This window comes from Micromonospora sp. BQ11, assembly GCF_052068135.1.
Taxonomy (GTDB): Bacteria; Actinomycetota; Actinomycetes; order Mycobacteriales; family Micromonosporaceae; genus Micromonospora.
In genome coordinates this window covers 81,369-98,445 of record NZ_JBQHDB010000018.1, presented here as the reverse complement: position 1 = coordinate 98,445, position 17,077 = coordinate 81,369, and the positions used below count along the sequence as shown (strand labels likewise).

Here is a 17,077-nt window from a genome sequence, read left to right as displayed (position 1 = left end):
GCACCTCCTGCCAGGCTCAGAAGCATTCCTTCGCGGCTTCCCCGACGTCGACCTTCAACTTGAGCCCGCGGAGATTGAACCTCTCCGCCTCGATCGCCCGGGCCACCTGGCGGAGATTCGTGATGGTGACCCCCTCGGCCTGCTGGCCGAAAGCCCCCGGTTCGCCCCTCGCGCCCGGGGGGCCGCCCTCCAGCGTCGATGCGTCCTGCCCGATGTTGATGTCCCGGAACACCACGTCTCCCTCCAGCGACACCACGTCGATCACCAGATCGCTGGCGGTGGCCGGTCTGCCGTCGCCACCGGCCGTGATCTTCAGGACCACGGGAGCGCCGGGCGTCTTGACCGACTGGCAGAGATCCACGATCTCCGCCTCGCGGATGCCCGTCACCGCCACCGGGTTCCCCGTGCCGTCCACCTCCTGGGCGATCCCCCCGTACTGGACGAAGCCCTCGCCGCGCAGTTCGGTGGCCGAGACCTTGAAGGTCTGGTTGGACACCGCGAACGAGGCCGCCACCGCGCCGTTCCCGATGCCGAAGACGACGGCGGTCGCCACGGCGGCGACCGGCACCGTCATCGCGGCGAAGCGCCGCCACCGGGTGCCACCTGAGTTCTCGTATTTGTCCTGCACGATTCCTCCTCGGTGTTACTGCGCGGAGTGATCGGACAGGGTGGCTTACCCACATCCAACTCTTCTACCGCTGGCTGCGGGAGGCCGTTGCGCTGCCCGCGCAGCCTGTCGACCGCGACGGAGGCTCACCTTCGGACGCTACCAGCGCTCACCGAGTTGTCACTCGGAGTGACGAATGTCGGCGGTCACCTCCGCTCGGAGGTGGCCCACGGGAAGCGGGGGGCCATTCTGCTCCTTCACCCGCCGCGGCGAGGCGTTTTCGGAATTCCGCCCCGGGTAACCGCTCGGCGAGGGCCGGGGAACTGATCTGATCCCTACGACCCTGAAGCGCACTACTGGATGCGTGACGACGACATGGCCGACTGGATCGCCGAGCGCGGCTACTCCAGCTGACCTCGCGACGTTCGTCGGCCGGGCGCCCACCGGGCACCCGGCCGACCGCTGTCGACACTCGCGGAGGCCGGGATCACGTCACCGGCACGAAGCCCGCCACGACCCCGCTGTACGCCAGGCCGAACGTGATGCCGGTGACCACGACGGTCGCCAGGACGGTCGCCTTCGGCGGTTGGCGAACCAGCTGGTAGGCGATCAGGCCCGGAATGACGAAGCCCAGCGTCTGGTGGGCGAACAGCAGCGGCAGGTCCCGTTGCACGATGACGAACAGGGTGAGCTGCAACAGCACGCTGAGCAGCACGATCGCGGCGAAGAGCCGTTTGCCGTAGAGGATGACCACCCGCTGGAGCACGAGAGTGAGCAGGTAGGTCAGGATCGTCATCCCGAAGATGATCACCGCTTGCAGCTGGTCCTCGATCAGGGTCAGGGCGATCCAGCCCGGTGTGATCATGCCACCGGGCGAGAGGTTCGTGGCCAGGTAGCAGAGCAGCGCGAACACCAGGCCGATACCGAGGCTCGCGGTCGCGAGTTGAGCGCTGAGTTCACCACCGAAGTTCATCGTTCGATCCTTTCCCCGGTCGGGTTCTGGAGCATGGAGGCGGATGGTGACCCGTCCTCGCAGGTCCAACCCGGCAGACCCGCCAGTTCGTGGATCAGCACTTCGCCCTGTCCGTGGATGTTGCCGACGGCGACGATCGAGGAGTCGGCCGGTGTGGCCTCCGTGACGGCCGCCAGCAGGGAATCGGGAGCCAGCTTGCCCCCGATGTCGACGATGCGGTCCTGAAGCTCCGCCGGCACGCGCATTCGCGCGCTCTTGGTGACCTCGCCGATGAGGACGATCCTCTCCGGCTGCACCCGCCCGCTCATGTCGCCCATCTGCCCGTTGCGTTCGATTCGGTCCGGCCGGCAGTTGATGACCATCGTCAGGGGACGGGTGATGAGCCGCTGGTCCTGCAACTGCTGGATGTTCATCAGGGTGGACTCCGGGTCGTTGGCGGCGAAGATGTTCGCGAACCGGAGCTTCTTCCCACCGCTCATGACCCGCGCCACGGACAGCGCGCCGGGGTCGGGAGGCGCCTCCCACATGCCCTTGAGGGCGCTGTGCCGATCGACGCCCAACTGATCGGCCACGGCCAGGGCGATCGCGACGTTCTCCTTGAAGGTGATCCACCCGAAGCCGTCCATCTCCTTGTCGGTGACCGACTCGGGGTCGATGGCGATGAGGTGGCAGTCGCGTCGGTCCGCCTCCTCCTGCAGGATGTCCAGCCGGTCGCGCTCGGCGGTGATGCAGATCCCGCCCACCGGCATGGACCTGCTCAATGATCGCGCGACGTCGTCCAGCGTGGGTCCCATCTCGGCGAGGTGATCCTCGCGGACGTTGCAGAGCACCCCGATGTTCGAGCGGATCAGCTTGCTCTGGTTGGTCTCCTGCAGTGCCGGCATCACGGCCATGCACTCGATCACCAGGGCGTCCGGGTGGTAGACGGCTGCCCGGCGGACGATGCCGATCTGCTCGACCACGTTCGCGATGCCGAACTTGCGGTGGACCGGCTCCTCGCTGGCGTCCGGAAAGATGAACCGTGCGGCGGTGCCGGTGGTCTTGGCCACCACCGTGCGACCACCGCCGCGGAGGGCGCCCGCGCACAACCGGGTGATCGAGCTCTTGCCCCGGATGCCGTTGATCAGGACCCGGTTCGGGATCCTGCTCAGGTTGCGGTAGTGGTTACGTTGCTCGACGATCCCCCCGACGAGCAGAGCCAGGCAGCAGAGAACGAGTACGAGGTAGAGGTACGCCACGTCAGCTCCTCTCCTTTCGGTCGGCGTGCTCAGGTCGAGGCGGAACCTCCGGAAGCACGGCGGTGGCGTCGTGCTCCGGGCCTCGCAACCGGGTGGCACCGCCCAGCCGCGACGAGCCGGCCTGGCGTACCTGCCGGCAGACCTCCAGACAGACGGCCAGAGCGCCGATGTCGTCATGCCGTTGCGGCGGGATGGGTGTGTCGAGCGACCCGGCATCGATCCTGTCGGCCGAAGCGGCCAGCCGGCGCAGTGGACGGGCGAACACGAAGTACTGCCACACCTGCGTGAGCACCACGACACCGGTCGCCGCGGCGGCCACGAGCAGCGTCCACCGTCGGCCGTCACTCTGCGGGAGTCGTAGTCCGTTCAGGTCCTGCTCCACGACGAGAGACCACTTGAGACCGCTGACCGTGTTGGGTGTGTTCAGGCCGGCGGCAGCGATCAGGGCCGGAGTTCCGTCCGGTTTCGTGGCCCGGCCGACCGTTCCGCCCTCCAGCGACCTGGCCGCCGCACCGCGGGCGCTGCCCTCCAGCTCCTCGAAGGCCCGGAACCCCTCCGAGTCGAACACGGTCCGCAGATCCTCGTCGACGACCCGCACCTGTCCGTCGACCGCACGCAGCATCTCCAGCAGGTAGTCGATGTTGAACTCACCGACGGTCGCGACGCCGTTGGCCCCGACCTGGAACGCGTACACCACCGGCAGCCGCGCGACCTTGTCGTCGAGGTCGATGCCCGCCGCGCCCTTCAGCGGCTCCTTGCGGAGCGGCTCCCGTCCGGCGGACGCCACCGTCCTGCCGTCCGCCCCGATCAGGTACAGGCTGCGGAACCGCTGCCGGTCGGCGAGTTCGTGCTCGAGCATGGGCTTCACCTGCTCGGGGCTGCCGGCCTCGGCGGCCTGGGACGTACGGATGACGGTCTGCAGACCGTTGTTCAGCGCCTTGCCCAGCAGGGTGCTGGCCGCCTCCGCGCGGCTCTCCTCGTCCCGGACGAGCTGCTGAGGCAGTGACGGCTCCGGCTCACGCAGCGTGGCCGCCGCAGCGGCCGCCGGCCACAGGAGCGCCACCACGGTGGCCAGGGCAAGGCCCTGGGTCACCGTCGGCCGCCACCGCCGCCACCGTCGCCCGCTGCCTCCGGACGGGTCGCCCGGCGAAGGACCGAGCACCCGGCCGATGCGATGGGCCTCGGCCACGAACAGCCGCCTCCGCTTCTCGGGGACGGATCCGCACGCTATGTCCTTCGCCTGGGCGAGCAGCGACCGTACGGGAACGACCAGGGCCAGCCGCATCAGGAGAAAGCTCGGTACGGCCATGAGCAGCAGCGTCACGCCGACGAGCACCCCGCGCGGGAGCGAGGTGCCGCTCATCTCGTCGGCAACGATCATCGTCGCCAACGTCACGCCGGTCTCGCCGACGGGTGCCGAGGACACCACCAACTGCTTGTCGGGCCATTCGGTCACCCGGACCGGGCGCCCCTCGCTCGACGTCGAACCCGCCAGACCACGGAAGACCACCGGATGGTGGACCTGGTCGACGGCGCTGACGCCCTGCATCAGGGTGCTCTTGCCGTCCGGCGTGAGCACGAAGACGCCCTGCCGAGCGCTGGGGTTGAGCCGCAGCTCGTCCACGTCGAGCGGTTGGACCGCGAGCAGGGTCCGGGAGCCGTCGAGCGCGAGCCCGCGCACCAGTGCGGGGCCGTCAGCGGTGGTGACGGGGAAGGTGCCGCTGGGCGGCAACACCGGCGGGAGGAGTTCGAGCGGCAACCCCGGACCGTGGGTCGCCAGCGGGCGGCGGGAGGCCGTCTCGACGATCGCGGCCCCGTTCCAGGTCGATCCGTCACCCACCACCTGCTTGAGCAGCTCCGGGTCGGGAATGGCCGGATCCCTCGCCGCGATCCGTTGGTCGAGTTCGTCGATGGAGTGCTGGATGCTCAGCCGCGTACTGGCGGCCACCTTCGCCACGTTGTCGCGCTGCGAGTCCACCACCGCCGGCGGCACCGCCCGCTGGCTGTGGACCGCGAACCCCAGCACGATCGCCGCGGACAGGACCATGGTCGCCCACAGGTAGAGCAGGGACGGCCTGGCGGAGCCGGCGGGAAACCCGGCGGAGGGCAACTGTTGGTCGAGCGCCCGTCTCCGCCACGCGAACATCTGCTGCTGCGGCAGCGCGCTGGCGCCAGGTGTCGCGACCGGAGCCTGGCCGCGATACCTGTCCTGGTCAGTCCGCCGGTCCGGCGCGGACTGATCACCTCCGCCCGTGCTGCTCATGGCGAATTCCTCCCTGACGCGATCTCGGAACCAACGCCAATCTCGATCGTGGCGTCCGGTGGGGTGAGGAGCCCTCACCCCACCGAGGTGAATCCGTGCCGTTCGGAGTGCGACACTCCCGGACGGGTCACCCGCCGACCGCAGCCCCGTCGCGCCGTTGGTCCGCCGCACCCAGTAGCTGGTCCCCGCGCACCTGGATGGCGGTGAGGCCGCTGTCCAGCGCGATCAGTCGGGGACACGGGTGCTCCCGCTCCACGAGGGTGCTGAGTCGCACGGCGACCCGTCTGCCGGCCTCGAGCTCCGAGGGAGCCCCTCTGACCCCGTCACAGTCGCGGGTGAGGTCCTGCCCGCTGTAGTGCCCCTGGTCGATCGCCTCGGCGGGAGACTGGCCGTCGACGAGCACCCCGACCAGGGTCTGTACCACGTAGTCGGGAATGTGCGAACCGCCGGCAGCACCCACCACGAGACGGAGTTCCCGGCCGTCCTCGTCGAGGACCAGCGTCGGCGCCATCGAGGCCGTGGGGCGCTTGTTCGGCTGGAGGACGTTGACCGGTTTGCCGGGTGAGACCGACGAGGTGTCGGTGAAGTTGTTCAGGGCGTTGTTGAGGATGATGCCGCGCGCCTCGAGGTGCGACCCGAAATGGCTGTTGTTGGTCGTCGTCATCGAGATCGCGTTGCCCTGCGCGTCGACGATACTGACGTTGCTCGTCGGGTCGCCGACGTCGATGGTGGTGGGCTCGTCACCGACCTGAGGCGCCGGCGGCGGTATGCCCGGGGGGTCCCCGGGTTCCACGGGGTTGACCGCGCGTTCCGGGTCGATGAGGCCGAATCGCGAGTCGAGATAGCGGCCCTCCAGCATTCCCTCCACCGGCACCCCGTGGAACTCCGGATCACCGACATAGGCGCGACGGTCGAGGTTGGAGAGCCGGCTGGCCTCGACCGACAGGTGGATGCGATCCGGGGATCCGGGCTTCGTCCTGCCCACCTGACCGCGTTCGAGCAGCCCGAGCTGTTGCAGGACCGAGATTCCCCCGAACGCCGCAGGCGGCGAGGTGCACACCGTCGCGCCGAACGCATCGCGGCACACCTCGGTCCGCTCCACCGGCGTGTAGTCGCCGAAGTCCTCCGCCGTCATGAGGCTGGGGATCACGACGGGCCCAGCCGTGTTGCCTTTGAGCTTGATCTCACCGCCGGTCACGTGCTGCACGATGGCCGGTGCGATGGTGCCGTCCGGATCGTAGAAGGCGGTGGCACCCCCGTCCCGCACCTCACGCAGGACCTCGGCGATCTCCGGATTGCGGATGGTCGTCCCCACCGGTTTCGGCTCGTCACCGTTGCAGTACCGAGGGCGGAGGTCCGGATAGTTGCACCTTTTCCGACCGTTGAACCGTTCCTCGAAGCCACTGTGCAGGTTCGCGGACATCGGAAAGCCTTCGGCGGCGAGCCGGATGGCGTCGTCGAAGAGTTCGTCCCACGGAAGTTCACCGAACTCCCCGTGCACGGTCGCCAGCACCCGAAGCGTGCCCGGAACCGCGAACGACCGCCCGGTTGCGGACGCCGCGGTGGGGAAACGGTCGGTCCGCAGAGCCCTGCGCTCCTCCTCCGTCGGCGTTCTCAGATTTTCCGTCACCTTCTGCGGTGCCCGAGCCATGCCGTCGAAGAACCTGATGTCGCGATCGTCCGCGTCCCAGTGGTTGATGAGGGTGCCCCCGGCGAGCCCCGAGGCGTGCGGCTCGACCACGGCCAGGACGGCCTGCACGGCCACCGCGGCATCGGCGGCCCGGCCGCCCTTGGCGAGGATGCGGCACCCCGCCTGCGCGGCGAGCGGGTGGGCGGCGGCCACCATGAAGGCGCCTCCGGTCGCGTCCGCCTGCCGTCCGGCAGGGTTCGCGCACACGTCGGCGGGCACGGCCGGCGCACGCGCTCCCGCGGGCCCGGCCACCAGAGCCACGTTGAGAGCGAGCGCCACGGCGAAGACCGAGTGGAACACCTTGCGAGCGGTCACAGGAGATCCTTTCGACATCTCACCCTGGGGACATCACGTGCGACATGCCGGACGGTTCTCCACGGAGTGACTGACGCGTCGGGAAACGGGCGATGCCTCTGATGTCGCCGGGTGGGCGTTGCGGGTATCCGCGTGTTCGTCCGGTACGAAGCGATTGGTCCCGAGGAACTGCCGGTCCGCGTTGTCGTCGGCTTCCATAGACGGGAGCAGGCATATAGCAGCATCATGGGCGGCGGCCGGGTGAGGGCGCTGGTAATCACCGGAAGTCGTTCGCTGCGGGGTGCGAGTGCCCGGAGTGAGGCCCGGTGGTGCCGTGGCGGAAGAAAAAAATCAGTCTTGACTGTTTGTTTGGCCCACGGCACGCTGTCCCCGTGCCCACCGCATCGACCCGTGTCCCTCAACAGGAACGCAGCCGCGCCACCCAGGCCCGGCTGCTGGAGGCGACCGTCGAGTGCCTGGTGGAGCACGGCTGGTCGGGCACCACGACGACCGTGGTCGCGGCCCGGGCCGGCGTCTCCCGCGGCGCCCAACTGCACCACTACCCCACCAAGGCCGCACTGGTGACCGCGGCGGTCGCACACCTGGCCGAGCGGCGGGCCGACGAGCTGCGCACCGAGGCGGAGACCCTGCCGGCGGGCCCGCAGCGGCTGGACCGGGTCATCGACCTGCTCGGTGCGGCCTTCACCGGGCCGCTCTTCGTCGCCGCCCTGGAGCTGTGGGTCGCCGCCCGCACCGACCGGGAGCTGCGCGAGGCCCTGGTACCGCTGGAAGCCCGGGTCGGCCGCGAGATGCACCGGCTGACCGTCGGCCTGCTCGGCGTCGACGAGCGCCGGCCCGGCGTACGGGAGGCGGTCCAGGCGACCCTCGACCTGCTGCGCGGGCTCGGCGTGGCCAACCTGCTGAGTGACGACTCGTCCCGCCGTGCCGCGCTGCTGCACACCTGGAAGCGCCAGCTCGCCATCGTGCTGACCCCCGGGGACCTCACCACCGAGGACCTCCCGCCCCACCCTCGCTGACCGGCCGCCCGCAACCCCCGGAGGCACCATGGTCGACCTGAAGGACCTGCTCACGGACCTGACCGACGAGTCCGAGCACCTGGACGCCCTGGTCGCCGGCAGACCACCGGGGGACTGGGCGCGACCCACGCCGGCTCCCGGATGGACGGTGGGGCACCAGATCGCGCACCTCGCCTGGACCGATCACGTCGCGCTACTGGCCGCCTCCGACGTGGAGTCGTTCTTCGCTTCGGTGACCGCCACGCCCGACCCGAGCCGCCTGGTCGACGCCGGCGCGGAGGAGTTCCTGGCCCCGCCCGCCGACCTGCTGCCCCGGTGGCGGGCCGGCCGCGCCACGCTGGCCGCCGCGCTCGCCGCCGCGCCGCCCGACGAGAAGATCCCGTGGTACGGCACCCGCATGTCGCCCGCCTCCATGGTCACCGCCCGGATCATGGAGACCTGGGCGCACGGCGAGGACGTCGCCGACGCGCTCGGCGTCACCCGCCCGGCCACCGCCCGCCTGCGACACGTCGCGCACCTCGGCGTCCGTACGCTCGGGCACGGCTTCGCCGCCCACGGCCGTCCGGTGCCGACGGCGCCGGTGCGGGTCGAACTCTCCGCCCCCGACGGCGACACCTGGGCGTACGGCCCGGCCGACGCCACCGACCGGGTCACCGGTCCGGTGCGGGACTTCTGCCTGCTGGTCACCCAGCGACGGCACCGCGCCGACCTGGCTCTCGTCGCCACCGGCCCGGTCGCCGACGCGTGGCTCGACGTGGCGCAGGCCTTCGCTGGTCCACCCGGTGCCGGCCGCGAACCGCGGGGCAGCGGAGTGCCGGCATGAGCGGCGTGCTGCGCGTCGGCAACGCCTCCGGCTTCTACGGCGACCGGTCGACCGCCTGGCGGGAGATGCTCGACGGCGGCGAGCTGGACGTGCTCACCGGGGACTACCTGGCCGAGTTGACCATGCTGATCCTCGGCCGCGACCGGATGCGCGACCCGTCACTCGGGTACGCGAAGACCTTCCTCCGGCAGCTTGAGGGCACCCTCGGGACCGCGCTGGACCGGGGCGTGCGGCTGGTGACCAACGCAGGCGGCCTGAACCCCGCCGGGCTGGCCGCCGCGATCGGGTCGCTCGCGGAGCGACTCGGGCTGGACGCGCGGGTCGCGTACGTCGAGGGGGACGCTCTCCAGCGGCCGGACGCGCTGACCGCGAACGCGTACCTGGGCGCGTTCGGCATCGCCGCCTGCCTGGACGCCGGGGCGGACGTCGTGGTGACCGGCCGGGTGACCGACGCGTCCCTGGTGGTGGGTCCGGGGATCGCCCGGTTCGGGTGGGGGCGCGACGACCTCGACGCGCTGGCCGGGGCGACGGTCGCCGGGCACCTGCTGGAGTGCGGCGCCCAGGTGACCGGGGGCAACTTCAGCTTCTTCACGGAGCTGCCCGACGGTGGTCACCGGCCCGGGTTCCCGGTCGCCGAGCTGCACCCGGACGGCTCCTCGGTCATCACCAAGCACGTCGGTACCGGCGGCGCGGTCACCGTCGAGACGGTCACCGCCCAACTGCTGTACGAGGTGGGTGCGCCCGCGTACCTCGGGCCGGACGTGGTGACGCACCTCGACACCGTGCGGCTGAGCCAGGACGGGCCGGACCGGGTACGCGTCGACGGCGTCCGGGGCACTCCCCCGCCGGGCACCCTCAAGGTCGGTGTCAACAACCTCGGTGGCTTCCGCAACTCGATGACGTTCGTCCTGTGCGGGCTGGACATCCCCGCGAAGGCGGCCCTGGTGCGGGGACAGATCGAGGAGGCGGTCGGCAAGGACGGGCTGGAGTTCACGCTCGCCCGTACCGACCACGTGGACGCGACCGACACCGAGTCGGCGAGCGCGCTGCTGCACGTACACCTGCGGGACGGCGACCGGGCGCGGGCCGGGCGGGCGTTCTCGGCCGCCGCGGTGGAACTGGCCCTGGCCTCGTACCCCGGTTGCACGCTGACCACGCTGCCCGGCGACGCGACGCCGTACGGGGTGTTCACGGCGGACGTCGTGCCACAGGCGGAGGTGGCGCACGTCGCGGTGCTGCCCGACGGGGTACGGGTGCCGATCGCCCCGCCGACGGTGACCTGTTTGGAAGGGCCCCCGGTACAACACGAGGCGTTAAGCGGGGCCCCGTCCTTTCAACCCACCCGGCGGGGGCCGCTCGGCGAGGTGGTCGGGGCACGCTCCGGCGACAAGGGCGGCGACGCGAACCTCGGCGTCTGGGCGCGGACCGACGCGACCTGGGACTGGCTGCGCGGCTGGCTGACCGTCGAGCGGCTGGCCGAGCTGCTGCCGGAGACCGCCTCGTTGCGCGTGGAGCGGTACGAGCTGCCGAACCTGCGTGCGGTCAACTTCGTGATCCGGGGGCTGCTCGGGCAGGGGGTGGCCGCCTCCACCCGGTTCGACCCGCAGGCCAAGGCGCTCGGTGAGCTGCTCCGCGCCCGGATCGTCGACCTGCCGGCTCCGGAGCTGGCCCGATGACCCTCGTGGACACACCGGAACGACGGCAGCTGCGCGAGCTCACCCGCGCCTTCGTGACCCGCGAGGTGCTGCCGCACCTGGACGACTGGGAGCGGGCCGGCGAGGTCCCCCGCACGCTGCACGCCACCGCGGCGAAGGTCGGCCTGCTCGGCGTCGGCTTCGGAGAGTCGGTCGGCGGCAGCGGCGGCGACCTGCTGGACTCGATCATCGTGACCGAGGAGATCATCCGCTCCGGCGGGTCGTCCGGCCTGGTCGCGGCCCTGTTCACGCACGGGATCGCACTGCCGCACATCCTCTCCTCCGGCAACGACGACCTGATCGATCGGTACGTCCGGCCCACCCTCGCCGGGACGACGATCGGCGCTCTGGCGGTCACCGAGCCGGACGGTGGCTCCGACGTGGCCGGCATCCGCACCAGGGCCCGCCGCGACGGTGACCACTACGTGGTGAACGGGTCGAAGACCTACATCACCAGCGGGATCCGGGCGGACTTCGTGACCACCGCCGTCTCCACCGGCAGCGGGCTCTCCCTGCTGGTGATCGACAAGGGGACGCCCGGCTTCACCGTCGGGCGCCGGCTGGAGAAGCTCGGCTGGCACTGCTCGGATACCGCCGAGCTGTCGTTCGTCGACGTCCGCGTGCCGGTGGGGAACCGGATCGGCGAGGAGCACACCGGCTTCCTGGCGATCATGCAGCACTTCGCCGCCGAACGGCTCTCGCTGGCGACGCAGGCGTCCGCGACCGCGCAGCGCTGCGTCGAGCTGGCCACCCGCTGGTGCCGGGACCGGTCGACCTTCGGGCGTCCGCTGGCCAGCCGGCAGCTCGTCCGGCACCGGCTCGCGGTGATGCACACGCGCGCCGAGGCCGCCCGGGCGTACGTGCACGAGGTGGCCGCCCGGGTGGCGGCGGGCGAGCCGGTGGTGACCGAGGTGGCGATGGCGAAGAACGTGGCGGTCGCGGCGTGCGCCGAGGTGGTCGACGCGGCACTGCAACTGCACGGCGGCTTCGGCTACCTGCGCGACGCCGAGGTGGAACGGCACTACCGGGACTCCCGGATCCTCGGCATCGGCGGCGGCACCACCGAGATCATGAACGAGATCATCGCGAAGGGCATGGGCCTGTGAGTGCATTGGACAGCGGAATCGACCCGTCGGCGCCGACCTTCGCGGCCAACCGCGAGGCCCTGCTCGAACGCCTGGCGGAGCTGGACGCCGCGCTCGACCAGGCCCGTGCCGGCGGCGGCGAGAAGTACGTGACCCGGCATCACAAGCGCGGCAAGCTGCTCCCCCGCGAGCGGATCGAGCTGCTGGTGGACGCGGACAGCCCGTTCCTGGAGCTGTCCCCGGTGGCGGCGTACGGCACCGACTTCCCGGTCGGTGCCAGCGTGGTGACCGGGATCGGCGTGGTCGAGGGCGTGGAGTGCCTGATCGTGGCCAACGACCCGACCGTACGGGGCGGCGCGGTCAACCCGTGGTCGCTCGCGAAGACCCGGCGGGCGGGCGAGATCGCCCTGGCCAACCGGCTGCCGATGGTCAACCTGGTCGAGTCGGCCGGCGCGGACCTGCCGACCCAGGCGGAGATCTTCATCCCGGGCGGGCGGGTGTTCCGCGACCTGACCCGGCTCTCGGCCGAGAAGATCCCCACGGTCAGCGTGGTCTTCGGCAACGCCACGGCCGGCGGCGCGTACGTGCCGGGCATGTCGGACTTCACGATCATGATTCGGGAGCGGTCGCAGGTGTACCTGGCCGGGCCGCCGCTGGTGAAGATGGCCACCGGGGAGGACGCCGACGACGAGTCCCTGGGTGGCGCGGCGATGCACGCCACGACGTCGGGCCTGGCGGACTTCCTCGCCGAGGACGAGCGGGACGGCATCCGGCTGGCCCGGCAGTGCGTCCGCCGGCTGAACTGGCGCAAGCAGGGCCCGCCGCCACGCAACCCGGTGCCGCAGCCTCCGAAGTACGACCCGGAGGAGCTGCTGGGGATCGCCAGCGGCGACCTCAAGGTGCCGTTCGACCCGCGTGAGGTCTTGGCCCGGGTTCTGGACGGCAGCGAGTTCGACGAGTTCAAGCCGGCGTACGGCACCGCGCTGGTCACCGGCTGGGGTGAGCTGCACGGGTACCCGGTCGGTGTCCTGGCCAACGCCCGGGGCGTGCTGTTCAGCCAGGAGGCGCAGAAGGCGGCCCAGTTCATCCAGCTCGCCAACGCCGCCGACACACCGCTGGTCTTCCTCCAGAACACCACCGGCTACATGGTCGGCACCGAGTACGAGCAGCGGGGCATCATCAAGCACGGCGCCTTGATGATCAACGCGGTGTCGAACTCGCGGGTGCCCCACCTGACGGTCAACCTGGGCGCCTCCTACGGTGCCGGCAACTACGGCATGTGTGGCCGGGCGTACGAGCCGAGGTTCCTGTTCACCTGGCCGAACGCGAAGTCGGCCGTGATGGGCCCGGCGCAGCTGGCCGGGGTGCTGTCGATCGTCGCCCGGCAGGCCGCCGCCGCGCGGGGCCGCGACTACGACGAGGACTCCGACGCCGCGATGCGGATGATGGTCGAGCAGCAGATCGAGTCCCAGTCCGGGGCGCTCTTCCTCTCCGGCCGGCTCTACGACGACGGGGTGATCGACCCCCGGGACACCCGTACCGTCCTCGGGCTCTGCCTGTCGGCGATCCACAACGGACCGGTGAAGGGCGCCGACGGCTTCGGCGTCTTTCGGATGTGAGGGGCGCACCTGTGATCAGCAGACTCCTGGTAGCCAACCGGGGCGAGATCGCCCGCCGGATCTTCGCCACCTGCCGGGCGCTCGGCATCGAGACCGTCGCCGTGCACTCCGACGCCGATGCCGACGCGCCCTTCGTCGCCGAGGCCGACCAGGCCGTCCACCTGCCGGGGAACACGCCCGCCGAGACGTACCTCCGGATCGACCTCGTCCTGGACGCGGCCCGCAAGGCCGGCGCGGACGCCGTCCACCCGGGCTACGGCTTCCTCGCGGAGAACGCCGAGTTCGCCACGGCGGTCACCGACGCCGGCCTGACCTGGGTCGGACCGCCGGCCAAGGCGATCGCCGCGATGGGCGACAAGATGGCGGCGAAGGCGCTGCTCGCCGAGGCCGGCGTGCCGATGCTCCCCACCTGGACCGACCCCGACCAGGTCACCGGCTTCCCGGTGCTGGTGAAGGCGTCCGCCGGGGGCGGCGGGCGCGGCATGCGCGTGGTCCGCGACGCCGCCGGGCTGGCCGAGGCCATCGCCAGCGCCCGCCGCGAGGCGGCGTCGGCGTTCGGCGACGGCACGGTCTTCATCGAGCGGTACGTCGAACGCGGCCGGCACGTCGAGGTGCAGATCTTCGGCGACCGGTCCGGGGCCGTGGTGGCCCTGGGCGCCCGGGACTGCTCGATCCAGCGCCGCCACCAGAAGATCGTCGAGGAGGGCCCGGGTGTCCTGCCCGGCGAGATACGGGACCGGCTGTACGAGGCGGCGGTCGCCGCCGGCCGGGCAGTCGACTACGTGGGGGCCGGCACTGTCGAGTTCCTGCTCGCTCCCGACGGCGACGTCCACTTCCTGGAGATGAACACCCGCCTCCAGGTGGAGCACCCGGTCACCGAACTGACCACCGGCTTGGACCTGGTCCGGCTGCAACTGCTGGTCGCCGAGGGCGAGCCGCTGCCCGAGCACCTCCACGGTCTGGTCGCGGCACGGGGCTACGCGATCGAGGTACGCCTCTGCGCCGAGGAGCCGGCGCAGGGCTTCCGCCCCGCGACGGGCACCCTGCACCGCTTCGCGATCCCCGGCGTCGACCGCGAGTTCGCCAACCTCGACCGGGCGGGACTGCGGCTGGACTCCGGCGTCGTCGACGGCTCGGTGGTGGGGATCCACTACGACTCGATGCTCGCCAAGGTGGTGGCGTGGGCGGCCACCCGTACCGAGGCGGCCCGCGCCCTGGCCGGGGCGCTGGCGCGGGCCGAGCTGCACGGCGTGGCGACCAACCGGGACCTGCTGGTCCGCATCCTGCGCAGCGCGGAATTCCGGGCCGTCGACATCGACACCGGTTTCCTGGACCGGCACCCCGAGGTCTTCGCGCCGCTGCTGCCCGCCGACCAGCTCCCCCTGGTCGCGTTGGCGGCGGCCCTCGCCTCGGCCGCCGGCCGCCGCGCCGCGGCGCCGGTGCTGGCCGGGCTGCCCTCGGGCTGGCGCAACGTGCCGGCGTTTCCGCAGGTCACCCGCTTCACGGGAGCGGACGGCGAGATCGAGGTCCACTACCGCCTGGACCGGACCGGCGCGCTCGCCGAGTGGTCGGTGCGGTCGACCGACGACGACGCGACCGGCGACCGGCCGACCGTGTCGCTGGTCGAGGCCGCGCCGGACCGGGTGGTGCTCGACGTCGACGGCGTCCGGCAAGCGTTCCGCGTACGCCGGGTGGGGTCGGAGGTCTTCGTGGACGGCCCGGTGGGGGCGACGAGCCTCACCGCGCTGCCGCGCCTCCCCCTGCCCACCGCGGAGCTGGCCGCCGGGTCGCTGGTCGCGCCGCTGCCCGGCGCGGTGACCCGGGTGCACGTCGCGGTCGGCCAGCGGGTCGCCGCCGGTGACCTGCTGCTGACCCTCGAAGCGATGAAGCTCGAACACCCCGTGCTCGCCCCGACCGACGGCGTGGTCGCCGACCTGCCGGTGCCCGCCGGCGGCCAGGTCGAGACCGGCGCCGTGCTGGCCGTGGTCAACCCCCTTGAGGAGGCTCAGGCATGAACTTCGATCTCACCCCCGAGCAGGACCAGCTCCGCGACGCCGTCCGGGCGCTGGGCCGCAAGTACGGTCACGGCTACTTCGTCGATAAGGCGAAGAGCGGCGGACACACCACCGAGCTGTGGCACGAGGCCGGCCGGCTCGGCTACCTCGGCGTCAACATCCCGAGCGAGTACGGCGGCGGGGGCGGCGGCATCACCGAGCTGGCCATCGTCTGCGAGGAGCTGGCCGCCGCCGGCTGCCCGCTGCTGCTGCTCGTGGTCTCCCCGGCCATCGCCGCCACGGTGATCAACAAGCACGGCACCGAGGAGCAGCGCAAACGTCACCTGCCCGGCCTGGCGGACGGCACCCAGAAGATCGTCTTCGCGATCACCGAGCCGGACGCCGGCTCGAACTTCCACCGGCTCGCCACGGTGGCCCGCCGCGACGGCGACGACTGGCTGCTCTCCGGCCGCAAGTGCTACATCTCCGGCGTCGACGAGGCGCAGTACGTGCTGGTCGTGGCCCGCGTCGCTGTCGGAGACGGCGTTACCGGCTCAGCGGACGCGTCTCCTCAGAAGCTGAAGCCGGCGCTGTTCATCGTGCCCACGGACGCGCCCGGCCTGGAAAAGTCCAAGCTGGACATGGAGATCCTGTCCCCGGAGAACCAGTTCCTGCTCTACCTGGACGACGTCCGGCTGCCCGGCGACGCGCTGGTCGGCGAGTCCCTGGACGCCGGGCTGCCGGCCCTGTTCGCCGGGCTCAACCCCGAACGCATCACCGTCGCCGCGATGGGCGCCGGCACCGGCCGCTACGCGATCGAACGCGCCTCGGACTACACGGCGACCCGCAAGGTGTGGGGTGGCCGGTCGATCGGCTCCCACCAGGGAGTCGCGCACCCGCTGGCGCACGCGGCGGTGCAGGTGGAACTCGCCCGGTTGATGATCGCCAAGGCGGCGGCACTCTACGACGCCGGGCGTGACCTGGAGGCGGGAGTGGCCGGCAACATGGCCAAGTACGCCTCCGGCGAGGCCGCGGCGCTGGCGGTGGACACGGCGGTGCAGGCGCTCGGCGGGGCCGGCATGACCACCGAGTACGGGGTGGCGACGCTGCTCGGCGCCGTCCGGGCGGGGCGGATCGCCCCGGTCAGCCGGGAGATGATCCTCAACTTCGTCGCCCAGCACGTCCTCGGCCAGGACAAGTCGTACTGAGCCATCCCGACCCCGGGGCCGTCAGAGGCGTTGGATCCGGTACGACACCATCGCCTCGGTGGTGCCGGTCGGCGTGATCGACACGGCCGAACCGGTGGCCGACGACGCGAGCCGCACGTCCACGGTCACCGTTCCCCCGCTCGGGTCGCAGGTGAGGCTCTCCTCGCCCGTCGCGGTGCCACCCAGCCTCAGCCGGGCCACGACCACGCCCTGACCGGCGCAGCGCACGACCAGCCGGTAGTCACCCGCCGGCCACTCCTCGGCGCTCTCGTCCCGGATCGCCTGTGGTGCCGTGCCGACGTCCGACCCCGACAGCGCGACACGCGCGCCGGAGACGAACACGACGTCGTCCGCCGCGAGGCCGGCCGGGTCTCCTGTGCCCACCTGCGGGGGTGTCCCCTCGTCCGGCCGTACGGCAGCGCCGGTCGTGGGGACGGGGGTCGGGACGGCCGGGAGGGAACGCTCTGCGCCGCAGGCCACCGTCCCGAGGGACACCAGCAGCACGGCGCAGCCGACCCCGAGACGTCGGTGCGAAATCACCAGGGTCCTCCT

The 17,077-nt window shown here is 71.6% G+C and carries 13 protein-coding genes; 7 read left to right on the top strand and 6 right to left on the bottom strand.

The window, feature by feature from the left end:
- Nucleotides 1–16: 16 nt before the first annotated feature.
- From ACTMSW_RS28590 to ACTMSW_RS28570, 5 genes are all read right to left on the bottom strand, one after another.
- Nucleotides 17–628 carry a DUF6230 family protein gene (locus tag ACTMSW_RS28590; RefSeq protein ID WP_441183826.1) on the bottom strand — a complete coding sequence of 204 codons (612 nt, stop codon included), beginning with the start codon at nucleotides 626–628 and terminating at the stop codon, nucleotides 17–19.
- A 466-nt stretch (nucleotides 629–1,094) separates the two neighbouring features.
- Nucleotides 1,095–1,580, bottom strand: coding sequence for a poly-gamma-glutamate biosynthesis protein PgsC/CapC (locus tag ACTMSW_RS28585; RefSeq protein WP_441183825.1), 486 nt, complete (start codon nucleotides 1,578–1,580; stop codon nucleotides 1,095–1,097).
- The gene (pgsB, locus tag ACTMSW_RS28580; RefSeq protein ID WP_441183824.1) at nucleotides 1,577–2,818 is read right to left on the bottom strand and encodes a poly-gamma-glutamate synthase PgsB; all 1,242 of its coding nucleotides are present in this window, start codon (nucleotides 2,816–2,818) and stop codon (nucleotides 1,577–1,579) included. The genes ACTMSW_RS28585 and pgsB overlap by 4 nt, the downstream gene beginning before the upstream one ends.
- 1 nt (nucleotide 2,819) lies before the next feature.
- Nucleotides 2,820–5,081 carry a HAMP domain-containing protein gene (locus ACTMSW_RS28575; protein ID WP_441183823.1) on the bottom strand — a complete coding sequence of 754 codons (2,262 nt, stop codon included), beginning with the start codon at nucleotides 5,079–5,081 and terminating at the stop codon, nucleotides 2,820–2,822.
- A gap of 127 nt (nucleotides 5,082–5,208) precedes the next feature.
- A complete protein-coding gene (locus ACTMSW_RS28570) occupies nucleotides 5,209–7,086 on the bottom strand; it encodes a gamma-glutamyltransferase family protein (protein WP_441183822.1) in 1,878 nt (625 codons plus the stop codon).
- A 371-nt stretch (nucleotides 7,087–7,457) separates the two neighbouring features.
- On the opposite strand from ACTMSW_RS28570, the gene ACTMSW_RS28565 reads away from it, so the two are divergent.
- The 7 genes from ACTMSW_RS28565 to ACTMSW_RS28535 are packed head-to-tail and all read left to right on the top strand — an operon-like array spanning nucleotide 7,458 to nucleotide 16,525.
- Nucleotides 7,458–8,102, top strand: a complete 645-nt coding sequence (locus tag ACTMSW_RS28565) for a TetR/AcrR family transcriptional regulator (protein ID WP_441183821.1) — start codon at nucleotides 7,458–7,460, stop codon at nucleotides 8,100–8,102.
- Nucleotides 8,103–8,130: 28 nt separating this feature from the next.
- Nucleotides 8,131–8,925, top strand: a complete 795-nt coding sequence (locus tag ACTMSW_RS28560; protein WP_441183820.1) for a TIGR03084 family metal-binding protein — start codon at nucleotides 8,131–8,133, stop codon at nucleotides 8,923–8,925.
- Complete coding sequence (locus tag ACTMSW_RS28555) at nucleotides 8,922–10,601, top strand: acyclic terpene utilization AtuA family protein (protein ID WP_441183818.1); 1,680 nt, start codon at nucleotides 8,922–8,924, stop codon at nucleotides 10,599–10,601. The genes ACTMSW_RS28560 and ACTMSW_RS28555 overlap by 4 nt, the downstream gene beginning before the upstream one ends.
- On the top strand, nucleotides 10,598–11,725 hold the full coding sequence (locus tag ACTMSW_RS28550; protein ID WP_441183817.1) for an acyl-CoA dehydrogenase family protein: 1,128 nt from the start codon (nucleotides 10,598–10,600) through the stop codon (nucleotides 11,723–11,725). Before ACTMSW_RS28555 ends, ACTMSW_RS28550 begins: the two co-directional genes overlap by 4 nt.
- Nucleotides 11,722–13,323, top strand: a complete 1,602-nt coding sequence (locus tag ACTMSW_RS28545; protein ID WP_441183816.1) for an acyl-CoA carboxylase subunit beta — start codon at nucleotides 11,722–11,724, stop codon at nucleotides 13,321–13,323. The genes ACTMSW_RS28550 and ACTMSW_RS28545 overlap by 4 nt, the downstream gene beginning before the upstream one ends.
- 11 nt (nucleotides 13,324–13,334) lie before the next feature.
- Nucleotides 13,335–15,338: an ATP-binding protein gene (locus ACTMSW_RS28540; protein ID WP_441183815.1), complete on the top strand. Its 2,004-nt coding sequence runs from the start codon at nucleotides 13,335–13,337 to the stop codon at nucleotides 15,336–15,338.
- A complete protein-coding gene (locus tag ACTMSW_RS28535) occupies nucleotides 15,335–16,525 on the top strand; it encodes an acyl-CoA dehydrogenase family protein (RefSeq protein ID WP_441183814.1) in 1,191 nt (396 codons plus the stop codon). The genes ACTMSW_RS28540 and ACTMSW_RS28535 overlap by 4 nt, the downstream gene beginning before the upstream one ends.
- A gap of 21 nt (nucleotides 16,526–16,546) precedes the next feature.
- Here the strand turns inward: ACTMSW_RS28535 and ACTMSW_RS28530 are convergent, their stop codons facing one another.
- Nucleotides 16,547–17,065 carry a hypothetical protein gene (locus ACTMSW_RS28530; RefSeq protein WP_441183812.1) on the bottom strand — a complete coding sequence of 173 codons (519 nt, stop codon included), beginning with the start codon at nucleotides 17,063–17,065 and terminating at the stop codon, nucleotides 16,547–16,549.
- Nucleotides 17,066–17,077 lie beyond the last annotated feature (12 nt).

Excerpts from the sequence above, each read along its gene's own strand:
- ACTMSW_RS28550 (WP_441183817.1), top strand. The coding sequence starts at position 10,598 with ATGACCCTCGTGGACACACCGGAACGACGGCAGCTGCGCGAGCTCACC.
- ACTMSW_RS28555 (WP_441183818.1), top strand. The coding sequence starts at position 8,922 with ATGAGCGGCGTGCTGCGCGTCGGCAACGCCTCCGGCTTCTACGGCGAC.
- ACTMSW_RS28560 (WP_441183820.1), top strand. The coding sequence starts at position 8,131 with ATGGTCGACCTGAAGGACCTGCTCACGGACCTGACCGACGAGTCCGAG.
- ACTMSW_RS28535 (WP_441183814.1), top strand. The coding sequence starts at position 15,335 with ATGAACTTCGATCTCACCCCCGAGCAGGACCAGCTCCGCGACGCCGTC.
- ACTMSW_RS28575 (WP_441183823.1), bottom strand. The coding sequence starts at position 5,081 with ATGAGCAGCACGGGCGGAGGTGATCAGTCCGCGCCGGACCGGCGGACT.
- ACTMSW_RS28585 (WP_441183825.1), bottom strand. The coding sequence starts at position 1,580 with ATGAACTTCGGTGGTGAACTCAGCGCTCAACTCGCGACCGCGAGCCTC.